The 10,421-nt window shown below is 57.8% G+C and carries 12 protein-coding genes; 9 read left to right on the top strand and 3 right to left on the bottom strand.

The features are described 5' to 3' along the window. From AC2TDJ_RS18550 to AC2TDJ_RS18530, 5 genes are all read left to right on the top strand, one after another. Window positions 1–193: hypothetical protein (locus AC2TDJ_RS18550; RefSeq protein WP_480844166.1), on the top strand; the 193-nt coding region annotated here is incomplete at its 5' end. A 275-nt stretch (window positions 194–468) separates the two neighbouring features. Further along, window positions 469–1,209, top strand: a complete 741-nt coding sequence (locus AC2TDJ_RS18545; protein WP_480844165.1) for a 5-oxoprolinase subunit B family protein — start codon at window positions 469–471, stop codon at window positions 1,207–1,209. Then, window positions 1,206–2,204, top strand: a complete 999-nt coding sequence (locus AC2TDJ_RS18540) for a 5-oxoprolinase subunit C family protein (protein WP_480844164.1) — start codon at window positions 1,206–1,208, stop codon at window positions 2,202–2,204. Before AC2TDJ_RS18545 ends, AC2TDJ_RS18540 begins: the two co-directional genes overlap by 4 nt. A 12-nt stretch (window positions 2,205–2,216) precedes the next feature. Then, entirely contained in the window at window positions 2,217–2,978 is a 762-nt protein-coding gene (locus AC2TDJ_RS18535; protein WP_480844163.1) for a LamB/YcsF family protein, read from the top strand. Between the two features lie 170 nt (window positions 2,979–3,148). After that, entirely contained in the window at window positions 3,149–4,396 is a 1,248-nt protein-coding gene (locus AC2TDJ_RS18530) for a hypothetical protein (protein ID WP_480844161.1), read from the top strand. A gap of 64 nt (window positions 4,397–4,460) precedes the next feature. On the opposite strand, the gene AC2TDJ_RS18525 is transcribed toward AC2TDJ_RS18530, so the two are convergent. Then, complete coding sequence (locus AC2TDJ_RS18525; protein ID WP_480844160.1) at window positions 4,461–5,846, bottom strand: D-alanyl-D-alanine carboxypeptidase family protein; 1,386 nt, start codon at window positions 5,844–5,846, stop codon at window positions 4,461–4,463. Window positions 5,847–6,126: 280 nt separating this feature from the next. Beyond that, window positions 6,127–6,828, bottom strand: coding sequence for an HAD family hydrolase (locus AC2TDJ_RS18520; protein WP_480844159.1), 702 nt, complete (start codon window positions 6,826–6,828; stop codon window positions 6,127–6,129). Between the two features lie 92 nt (window positions 6,829–6,920). Between AC2TDJ_RS18520 and clpS the strand changes: the two genes are divergently transcribed. The 4 genes from clpS to hemF are packed head-to-tail and all read left to right on the top strand — an operon-like array spanning window position 6,921 to window position 10,001. Next, the gene (gene clpS / locus AC2TDJ_RS18515; RefSeq protein WP_480844158.1) at window positions 6,921–7,262 is read left to right on the top strand and encodes an ATP-dependent Clp protease adapter ClpS; all 342 of its coding nucleotides are present in this window, start codon (window positions 6,921–6,923) and stop codon (window positions 7,260–7,262) included. 45 nt (window positions 7,263–7,307) lie between these two features. Next, on the top strand, window positions 7,308–8,273 hold the full coding sequence (locus tag AC2TDJ_RS18510; protein WP_480844157.1) for a class I SAM-dependent methyltransferase: 966 nt from the start codon (window positions 7,308–7,310) through the stop codon (window positions 8,271–8,273). Window positions 8,274–8,310: 37 nt separating this feature from the next. Then, window positions 8,311–9,111 carry an SDR family NAD(P)-dependent oxidoreductase gene (locus tag AC2TDJ_RS18505; protein WP_480844156.1) on the top strand — a complete coding sequence of 267 codons (801 nt, stop codon included), beginning with the start codon at window positions 8,311–8,313 and terminating at the stop codon, window positions 9,109–9,111. 5 nt (window positions 9,112–9,116) lie between these two features. Beyond that, entirely contained in the window at window positions 9,117–10,001 is an 885-nt protein-coding gene (gene hemF, locus AC2TDJ_RS18500; protein WP_480844155.1) for an oxygen-dependent coproporphyrinogen oxidase, read from the top strand. Between the two features lie 3 nt (window positions 10,002–10,004). Here the strand turns inward: hemF and AC2TDJ_RS18495 are convergent, their stop codons facing one another. Beyond that, entirely contained in the window at window positions 10,005–10,412 is a 408-nt protein-coding gene (locus tag AC2TDJ_RS18495) for a hypothetical protein (RefSeq protein ID WP_480844154.1), read from the bottom strand. Window positions 10,413–10,421 lie beyond the last annotated feature (9 nt).

The raw sequence follows: 10,421 nt of genomic DNA, 5'->3' as shown, positions 1-10,421 counted from the left end.
CCGTCTCCGCCGTCTCCAGCGTCCCAGCAACCGCCTCAGCAGCGCCGGTGAAGGGCGTTCTAAGGATAACAATCAAAAGCCGCAAGTGGAAAATTACATCCTGCGCGATTTTTTTGCACTACCCAATTTTATCAATTTTTTTCAGATACTTACATATCAAAAATCCAGCAGACGCCGCATCATTTTAACGTAGGTCTCCTCAATCACCCATCGATTACCTACCAGCTCATCACATGGGGACACCAGATATTGTGAGCTTCGGAACCAACCATACAAGAGTCGCCCGACTCGGATCACCCAAAGCGACTCATTTTCAGTCACAAATGCAGGCTCCGAGGCCTTTTCAACGTCAATTGGCTTTCTGGCCAAACAACCCTTCATCCCGCATTTTAAGTCAAAGCCTTGCGCTTCTGTCCGAGATGCGGTCAGGTCGCACAACAAAATGGCCACCATTCCCGAATGTCCTCCATGACCCATGCCAATACATTCCCTCTGGTGCGTACAGTTGGTTACGACGGCCTTCTGATAACCTTTGCCGACACGATGACGGAATCATCCAATCGCGCGGCTTTGGCCTTCAGGAACGCGATCGACAAACTGAGCATTGAAGGTGTTCTTGAAACTTCTGCGTCTCTGGCCTCGGCCTATGTTCGTTTCAACCCGCTCTGCCTTCCTCATCCAGAATTAGAAGAGAATGTCCGTTTTGTTCTGGCTGAACGGGATTGGTTCAATGCGCCCTTGCCCGGTGGCCGAAAGCTGTGGCGTGTTCCAACCGTTTATGGGACGGACCTTGCGCCGCAACTGCAGGAGGCGGCGTCTGCTGCCGGCTTGACCCCATCGGAAGCCATCCGGCGCCTCAGCCAAACCCGGGTGCGCGTCTTGACGATCGGCTTCGCACCGGGGCAGCCCTACCTCGGACCGCTTGGCCCCGAGTTCAACATCCCTCGACTGAAAGAACTCAACCCCATGGTTCCGGAAGGGGCGCTAGTTCTGGCGATCTCGCAGTTCGTTCTGTTTTCTGGGCCAACACCGACCGGGTGGCGCCATGTCGGGCAAACAGCCTTCCGGTGTTTTCGCCCTGAAAGCGATCATGCGTTTGCGTTGAACCCGGGGGACGAGATGATCTTCGAGTCAGTTTCCCGGGATGAACTTGAAAGCATCAGGTCAGGCCACGCGGATGGAGCAGTCTGTCAGGAGATTGAGCCATGAGCCTGACAGTCGTCAGCATCGGTCCGGCCTGTACAATTCAGGACAAGGGACGAAGGGGCTTCCTGGCCCAGGGTCTGTCCCGATCCGGTGCGGCCGATATGCTGGCCTTGCATGAAGGGGCGGCATTGCTGGGGCAGAGCCCGGACCTGGGAGCGCTGGAAATGGCCGGCATGGGAGGGCGCTTTGAGGCGACGCAGACGGTTCAGATTGCATTGACGGGTGCGCCCATGCTGGCGACGATCGACGGCAGTCCGGTTGTCTGGAATGCCTCACACGCGCTGGAACCGGGACAACGTCTGGAACTCGGCTCGGTCACCAAGGGAAACTACGGGTATCTGCATGTCGGTGGTGGCATCGACACGGAACCCTTTCTGTCATCACGCTCCGCCCACCTGACGGCCAAGGTTGGTCGTGCCGTTCAAGCCGGTGACGTTCTGCCGGTTGGTCGCCGGGCCGGACAATCAGGCAGGAAATTGTGTGTGGATGATCGTTTTTCGGGCGGCCTTCTGAGAGTCGTGGCCAGTTTCCAGACCTCGATGTTCGATCAAGCCACACTGGACCGGTTTGCCGAGACCGAGTTCCGGCGCGGTGCTCGGGCCAATCGGATGGGAATGCAGCTTGAAAGCGACGGTGATGGATTTGCCGCCAAAGGTCAGCTGAACATTCTGTCCGAAGTCATAACCCCCGGCGACATTCAGATGACGGGCACCGGAAATCCCTTCATCCTATTGCCTGAATGCCAGACCACCGGTGGCTACCCCCGTATCGCGACCGTCTTGCCGTGCGACCTGCCACGGGCCGCTCAAACCCCGGCTGGCGGTTTGCTACGCTTCGAATTTGTGACGATGGAACAAGCTGTCTCAATTCAATCAGCCTTTGAAGCGGACCTTGCCAGATTGCCGGGGCGGGTCGAGGCTCTGGTCCGCGACCCGCATGACATTCCGGACTTGTTGTCCTACCAATTGATTGGCGGAGTGATCTCTGCCGAAGACTAAGGAGATTTGCCGATGCCCAAAGTCGATCTGAACGCCGATATGGGCGAAAGTTTTGGCCCTTGGAAGATGGGGGACGATGAAAGCCTGCTGCGGATCATAACCTCGGCCAACATCGCGTGCGGCTTTCACGCGGGGGACCCGGATGTCATGGCAAAGACAATGACCCTGGCGGCTGAAAACGATGTCGGTATCGGCGCGCATCCCGGCTTTCCCGATCTGCAGGGGTTTGGACGCCGCAACATGAAAATACCACAGGGTACACTGCGCAATCTGGTGCGGTACCAAATGGGGGCTGCAATCGGTGTCGCTACAGCGGTTGGCGCCAAGGTTCGCCACCTGAAATTGCACGGAGCGCTGGCCAATATGTGCACTGTCGACCTCGACATGGCGCGCGCCTGCTATCAGGGTGCGCTGGACGTGGATCCCGATATCATCATCATGGTTCTGGCCGTTACCAAACAGGAAAAGGCCGTGCGCGAGCTGGGTTGCAAATGGGTTGGCGAAATCTTTGCCGACCGCGCCTACAATGATGACGGCACCCTGGTCGACCGCAGCCTGCCCGGTGCCGTGATACACGATCCCGAACTTGCCGGCCCCCGTATTCTGAACATGGTCCGGGAAGGCGCGATCATAACCGAAAGCGGGAAACGGCTGGAAACGTCCATCGATACGATCTGCCTGCACGGCGATGGGCCCACTGCCGTTCAAATCGCGCGTTCAGTTCGGGAAAACCTGATCGCGGGCGGCGTCGATGTGACGAAATTCACCCGATAGACAGCTCCGCGCAATCTGGGCGTACCATTTTCTAACTGTTGCCCGAACGCGGTTCAGCCCCTAGCATGCCCGCAAGTGCATGTTCTGAATACCGTAATTGAAGCAACGAAACTCGCGAGCGGATGGGCGGCCATCCAACCCGCAGCCAGTTTTTGCGCAAGGAGGCTCATATGTCTTTCGATCTGATGTCCTATCAGCCACGAGGCGACAAGAAGAACTCGGACTTCTTTACCGAATACCTTCCAAAGATTTACGAACGCCGCGACAGCTCGGGCATTGCCGAGCAGGTCGGCCCGATGCGCGCGATTGTCATTCAGGTCGAGCCCAATGCCGTGTTCGACACGATGGTCGAGCTGTATGTCATGACCCCGTATCGCCATTCGGCCAGCTATCTGGGTGCAACACACCGCTTTGCCGTCCTGCATTCACATCCCGAATACCCGGCCCTGATCCTTATGGCCCCGCTGAGCGAAACCTTCGTAGATTTCATTCCCCGCATCAACCGCATGTACCCCCTGGCGCGCGGCACCCCTCAGACCCGCTATGTCGGCGAGGTTTTTGGTGCGACGGACCTGAATGATCTGACCGGAACGCTGGAAGATCAAAACATCCGGTTCGAGTACAAAGGCGACACGGAAAATCCGTTCTACACGCAGGATGGGTTCCGGTTTACCACTCCGTCTGATTTCACCTGCAACCGGGTCGGCTATTCCACGCTCGACTTCAACGACCCCGACAGTCTGGGCCTGGGCGACCGCGTTCTGCTAAGCGCAGACGAACAAGAGCGGTTGGATCAGGCTGCCGCGTTTGGCACCGACACCAAGATTGCACCACTTATGCTGGGGTTCGACCATCTTGCCACCCGTGTTCTGGCCGGCGAGCGCGAGGATGCGATCCTCGAGTTTCTGACCATGGTCCCCTATTACTTCTGGGGGGCCTACAACATTTTCGACATGAACTCGTCCACCAATGTGAACCGTAACTCCAACGTAGACGATGACAAGAAATCCCCCGCCAAGGTATTCACGGCAAACAACACGCCGTCTTTCGTGAACTCTTTCGCCAAACTGCCAATGCCGACCGAGGATTTCGTCCGTAACTTTGGCCGTCGTCTGCATCACATGGCAGTCGAGATTCAGGATGGTGATCACAATGCCGGGGAAAAGAATGTCGACTTCGTGGTGAACACGCTCAAGGACAAGGGTGTTCCGTTTCTGGCTCATGTTGTGGGTGAGTGCAAAGACGATCCCAATCTCAAGCAGATCTTCTCGAAACACTCAAAGCACACGCTGCTGATCACCGAGTACATCGAGCGCTGCCACAAGTATGACGGCTTCTTCACCAAGGATAACGTGGCAGCCCTGACTGCCGCTGCGGGACAGGACGAGCAATACGAACACGGCCACGTCTTCGATTGACGCCACAAAAAAGGCTGTGAACTTTCGTTCACAGCCAGTGTCCAAGAGTGAGAGTAGTCGGGTCTTATGACGGCCCGATCATGAAACAGGTGACGTTTCGCGCCTGCAGGCGGCGGCAGGCCAGGTCGGCCTGTTCGCGGGTCATTCCCTGAAACGTTGCATCAAAGCCCCGTGCGCTTTGGTTTACTTTGCGCAGGGTGCCTTCCAGAGTGGTCATTTCCGACAACGCAGTTTTCAACAACACCTTCTCGGCCTCGTATCGGGTCGTGTAGCGACCGACATTTACGCCCCACAGATGCCCACCCGAGGTTGACAGGCGGGTGACAACTTCCTGATCCGGTTCAAGTCGCTGTTCGGACCCGGTCGAAGCCAGCACCAGATCGTCCGGGCGGGGCGCAGGGCGCGTCGTTCCGTTCTCGTCCACCGGCGTGATATCTGCCGCGGCAATGGCCGCTGCAATACCATTCTGAATGCGCGCTCCGTTCTTGGCCGCGGTTTCTGCGACTGTCCCGGCCACCTGAATGGCGGCCGCTGGTCCGGGTCGCAAAACGGGACGCAGGCTGGTCTTTGGCGCACCGGTCAGGGCGGCGACTTTCACACCCAGCCCCGCATTTCCTGCATAAGCCGGACGCGCAGGTTTACGGATCGGGGCCCGCGATGGGGCACGACGGAACCCCATATCCAGCAACTCCGCCACTTTGGCATTCCGCGAAGCCCCTGACTTTCCGCCGAAAACCGTCGCGATGATGCGTTCATCCTTGCGTTTGGCCGAGGCGACCAGATTGAAACCTGCCGCGCGGGTGTAGCCCGTCTTGATGCCGTCGGCACCCTTGTATGCGGCCAGCAGGCGGCGATTTGTATTCGGAACCGTCTTGATCCCCGCGTGTGTCGATTGCCGCGAGAATAGGTTGTAGTATTCCGGATAATCATACAGCAGGTGGCGGCCCAGCGTGGTCATATCGCGCGCCGTGGACAGGTGACCCGATTCCGTCAGACCGTGAGCGTTCTTGAAGGTCGTCCGGCTCATCCCCATCGCCTTGGCCGTGCGCGTCATGCGACGTGCAAATGCAGCCTCGGACCCACTGATCGCAATCCCGATTGCTGTGGCGGCATCATTGGCCGATTTCACGGCCGCCGCGCGGATCAGATAGCGAAACGCAATTGTCTGCCCTGACCGCAACCCCAGTTTCGACGGGGGCTCGGACGCGGCCTTTTTGGTGATCCGGACAGGAGTATCCAGCGTGATCTCACCGTTCCGAACGGCCTCGAAGGCGATGTAAAGGGTCATCATCTTGGTCAGAGAAGCCGGGTGCAGCCGTGTGTCAGCGTTGCGAGAGTGCAGAACTTCGCCGGTGCGTGCATCAATCACCATGGCTGCGTAAGGGGCCGCCACGGCTTTCAACGGCGCAAAAACAAGCAGCCACACGAATGCTATATGGAGAAAGCCCATTCGGGCCGGAACTGTCCGCCGAATCTGCACGATCTTTGCCTCTGTCTGCCTCGCGCTGCCGGGTTTTCCCGGTCAGCAAAATTTATTTTGTTACGGATCAGGCTAGCACAGAGCCCCAATGAAATAAACCGAAAGCTGGGTTTTCACGTCATTGTTTTGACCAGTCGAGCGCCGCTACATATTGTGGGAATTGACGCCTGAACCACTACACCGGCGACCACAAACACCGTCGCAACTGAACAACGCGGGTTTTTTCAGAAACTGAGGCGGAATAGCAACATCAGCCGAGCGCGCGAACCAGATCAGGCAGTTCGCCCAGATCCGCCAATTCGCGAAATCGCGGATTCCCGGTCGGCATGTCAGCCTGCTCCACTTCCCACACCAACCCATGAGGCACATAAACGCCCCAGCTTCCCGCCTGAATTGGCGCCACCACGTCGGACCGCATTGAGTTGCCTACCATCATGGCCGAGTCCGGACCGCCGCCATGCTGCGAAAAAATGGACCGATAAGTATCAGGCGTCTTTTCGGACACGATTTCGACCGCATCAAACAATTCTCCCAAACCGGACTGTGCCAGCTTTCGTTCCTGATCGATCAAATCCCCTTTGGTAATCAAAACAACTTTATGCGTTTCAATCACTGCTTCGATTGCTTCACGGGCGAACGGCAATAACTCGATCGGATAGGCCAGCATCTCTTGCCCGGCCTCAATCAATCGGCGGATAACCGAAGCGGGCACGCGGTCTTCGGTCACCTCGATCGCGGTTTCGATCATCGACAGGGTGAAACCCTTGATACCGTACCCATAGTGCCGAATGTTGCGCTTCTCAGCCGCCAGCAATCGCTCCATCAGATGATCTCGCTCTGCATGATCGGCCAACAACTCGGCAAAATAGACCTGCGTGAGCTGAAAAAACCGTTCATTATGCCACAGCGTGTCATCGGCATCGAAACCGATTATAGTCAGCCTGTTACTCATTCTGATTCCGTCCGGTTTCTCTTTTCTCTGACTGCCCTGACGTTATATAAGCCCTGACACAAACCGAAGCATGAAACGGATTCTTTGAAGAAATGCTCGAAACCCCGTGGATGATGTCTGACAAATCGGACGAGGATGGCGACACGTCGATCCTGGTACAGACGCGTCCAAAGACCAAACGCCCGCCGCTGTATAAAGTGCTGTTGCTGAATGACGATTACACACCGATGGAGTTCGTCGTTCACGTGCTGGAACGGTTCTTTGGCATGACACACGCGCAGGCATTCGAGATCATGCTGACGGTTCACAAGAAAGGCGTTGCGGTGGTCGGGGTCTTCAGCCACGAGATCGCGGAAACCAAAGTGGGTCAGGTGATGGATTTCGCGCGGCGCCACCAGCACCCGCTGCAATGCACAATGGAACGCGAAGAGTAAGGCGGCCATTCGGCGCCTGTTTCGCTCCGCCTGCCGGAATTAGCAATGTCTCCACGCCTAAGCCTTGCACTGGAAAACGGCCTGAGCCTGTCACGGCCGCTGTCCGTAATCGGGGCCACGCCCGAACACGATTTGTCCGCATTGCCGAAAGAGGCTGAAGTCGTACAGCCGTTCCGGCCTTTTCACGATCATTTTGCGGCAATGGGTTTCGATACGAATCCCGAGTCTGAAACTCCATGCACGGATGCCGTCGTATTCCTGCCGCGCGCCAAGGCACTGGCCCGTGCGCTGATTAGCCAGACCTGTGCCCGAGCCAGCGGAATCGTTGTTGTTGATGGTGCCAAGACCGAAGGCATCGACAGTCTGTTGAAAGACATCCGCAAGCGGGTTTCCATCGAAGGGCCAATTGCGAAGGCCCATGGCAAAATCTTCTGGTTCCAGTCAGACAAACAGGCTTTCGCCGATTGGGCCGCGCCAAAGGTGCAGCGGGTGGATGGGTTTCGAACCGCGCCGGGTGTTTTTTCTGCTGACGGGGTTGATCCTGCGTCGGCTTTGCTGGTGAAGGCACTGCCGCAAAAACTGGGCGCGCGGGTCGCTGATCTGGGGGCGGGCTGGGGCTTTCTGTCTGCGCACCTGCTGGGGGACGACAGTATCCGCAATTTGCATCTGGTCGAGGCCGATCATGCAGCTCTGGCTTGCGCGCGGGACAATATCACCGACAAACGCGCGCAGTTTTATTGGGCCGACGCCGTCTCATGGGTTGCTTCGGAACCTCTGGATTCAGTTGTCATGAACCCGCCATTCCACACGTCCCGCGCTGCTGATCCAGCTTTGGGTCAGGGGTTCATCTCGTCTGCTGCGCGCAATCTTGGTCGCGGGGGTAATCTGTGGATGGTTGCCAATCGCCACCTGCCCTATGAAGGCGCACTGACCGACGCATTCCAGCGCGTCGACGAGATCGCCGGCGACAATCGGTTCAAGGTGTTTCATGCCTCTCGCCCTCGCCGGTAAAGCCGGTTAACGTGCCCCGCAACTCAGGAGGGAACTCATGTCCTTTTCAATAGCCGGCAAGACTGCGATCGTGACCGGGGGCGCCAGTGGGATCGGGCTGGCCATCGGGCGCCATTTCGCGGACGCCGGCGCCAATGTCATATTCGCCGACATGGATGAAAAGCGACTGGCTGAAGAACTGGGCGATCAGGCGGATGACAGCAATATCCGCTATTTCACCGGCGACCTGCGTGAAAGACTGACGATTGCGAACTTGCTGTCCGCCACTTTGGATGCCTTTGATCAGGTCGACATTCTGGTTAACGGCGCGCGACAGGTGATCCCGTCGGACCCGCTGGATATGGAGGACGATTCGGTTCGCACGCTTCTGAACCAGAACCTCATGCCTGCGTTGCGCCTCAGCCAGCTGATCGCCAAACGGATGATCAAACAGGCGGGCGACGACGACGAAAACCCCGCAGGTTCGATCATCAACCTGTCATCCATTGCGGCACGGCGCACGCATCCCGATCTGATGGCCTATTCTGTGTCAACCGCCGCTCTGGACCAGATGACCCGGTCGCTCGCCGTGGCGCTGGCTCCGAACCGCATCCGCGTGAATTCGATCGCGCTGGGTTCAGTGATGAGCGCATCGCTGCAATCCACGCTGAAGGACAATCGCGACTTCCGCAACGACATCGAAAAACACACACCTCTGGCCCGCATTGCGGCCCCCGGTGAACTGGTTGAAACCGCGCAATTTCTGGCCTCGGACGCGGCCGGCTTCATGACCGGGCAAATCCTGACCATCGACGGCGGCCGCACCCTGCTGGACCCGGTTGCCGCCCCAGCGCACTGAACCCCATGTTTGAAAAAGAAAAATCTACTGCGTCTGACTGGTTCCGCGAATTGCGCGACGACATTGTCGCGGCATTCGAAGCTCTGGAAGACAGCCACGACAGCGGCCCGTTCGCGGATTCGGAGCCAGGCCGGTTCGAGGTCAAGAAAACCACCCGCCACTCCGAGGATGGCTCGGACGCGGGCGGCGGCCTGATGTCGGTCATGCGTGGCGGGCGGGTGTTCGAAAAGGTCGGGGTGAATGTCTCAACCGTCTACGGCACCTTGGGAGAGCGAGCGCAACAAGCCATGGCTGCTCGCAAAGGCATTCCGGGCATGAAGGATGACCCGAGATTCTGGGCCTCGGGCATCAGCCTGGTGGCGCATATGCAGAACCCGCATGTGCCCGCCGTTCACATGAACACCCGCATGTTCTGGACGCCCCATGCCTGGTGGTTCGGCGGCGGATCCGACCTGAACCCCTGCATCGAGTACGATGACGACACAGCGCATTTCCATGCGACGCAAAAGGCGCATCTGGACCACCATGGCCCCGGCCATTACCCGCGCCTGAAAGACTGGGCGGACGAATATTTCTATATCCCCCATCGGAAACGCGCACGCGGCGTGGGCGGAATTTTCATGGATGATTATTGCACCGGCGATTGGCAGTCGGATTTTGCCCTGACGCAGGATATTGGCAGGGCGTTTCTGCCTGCCTTTCTTCCACTGGTCGAAAAGCGTCGGGTGCAGAGCTTTTCAGACGACGACAAAGACACTCAATTGGTACATCGCGGCCTCTACGCCGAATACAATCTGGTTTATGACCGGGGCACAAAGTTCGGGCTGGAAACCGGGCACGACCCCGATGCCGTCCTGATGAGCCTGCCTCCGCTCGCCAAATGGGTCTGAAGCCTAGAAGCCGAGATCCATAAAGTTGTCAAAGCAATAGCCTTGGGCGGAACCGGCTGACATGTTCTCACCCACTCGCTTGACGGTGACCGAATATCCGGGATTCGTGTCGACGCCGGGTGGCGGTGTCAGTGTGAATTGAACCGTTCTGGTGCCGCGCTCGTAGGCGCGCGAAACATAGATGCGCTGCGTCGCTTTGGTGCGCAGGGTCCGGATCGCGTAGTCTCCGATCCCGCACCAATAAGCGACCGGAGCAGTGGAGCTGATGGCCCTGACCTGAAAGACACCGTTGTCAAGCGGAGTGACCTCTGTGCGATACCCCATCCGGATACCAACACCAAATCCGACGGCCTGTGCCAGACCCGGTAGAAATAATACAGCGGTTAGAAAAAAAGTCTTCAAAACACGCATATCTGCACT

Source organism: Ruegeria sp. HKCCD6647-2 (assembly GCF_057221075.1).
The sequence above is the reverse complement of the archived record's forward strand: the minus strand, read 5'-3'. Positions and strand labels throughout refer to the sequence as shown.

Coding starts and splice junctions, on each gene's coding strand:
- clpS (WP_480844158.1), top strand. CDS start 6,921: ATGCTCGAAACCCCGTGGATGATGTCTGACAAATCGGACGAGGATGGC.
- AC2TDJ_RS18525 (WP_480844160.1), bottom strand. CDS start 5,846: ATGGGCTTTCTCCATATAGCATTCGTGTGGCTGCTTGTTTTTGCGCCG.
- AC2TDJ_RS18545 (WP_480844165.1), top strand. CDS start 469: ATGACCCATGCCAATACATTCCCTCTGGTGCGTACAGTTGGTTACGAC.
- AC2TDJ_RS18535 (WP_480844163.1), top strand. CDS start 2,217: ATGCCCAAAGTCGATCTGAACGCCGATATGGGCGAAAGTTTTGGCCCT.
- AC2TDJ_RS18530 (WP_480844161.1), top strand. CDS start 3,149: ATGTCTTTCGATCTGATGTCCTATCAGCCACGAGGCGACAAGAAGAAC.
- AC2TDJ_RS18520 (WP_480844159.1), bottom strand. CDS start 6,828: ATGAGTAACAGGCTGACTATAATCGGTTTCGATGCCGATGACACGCTG.
- AC2TDJ_RS18495 (WP_480844154.1), bottom strand. CDS start 10,412: ATGCGTGTTTTGAAGACTTTTTTTCTAACCGCTGTATTATTTCTACCG.
- AC2TDJ_RS18505 (WP_480844156.1), top strand. CDS start 8,311: ATGTCCTTTTCAATAGCCGGCAAGACTGCGATCGTGACCGGGGGCGCC.
- hemF (WP_480844155.1), top strand. CDS start 9,117: ATGTTTGAAAAAGAAAAATCTACTGCGTCTGACTGGTTCCGCGAATTG.
- AC2TDJ_RS18540 (WP_480844164.1), top strand. CDS start 1,206: ATGAGCCTGACAGTCGTCAGCATCGGTCCGGCCTGTACAATTCAGGAC.
- AC2TDJ_RS18510 (WP_480844157.1), top strand. CDS start 7,308: ATGTCTCCACGCCTAAGCCTTGCACTGGAAAACGGCCTGAGCCTGTCA.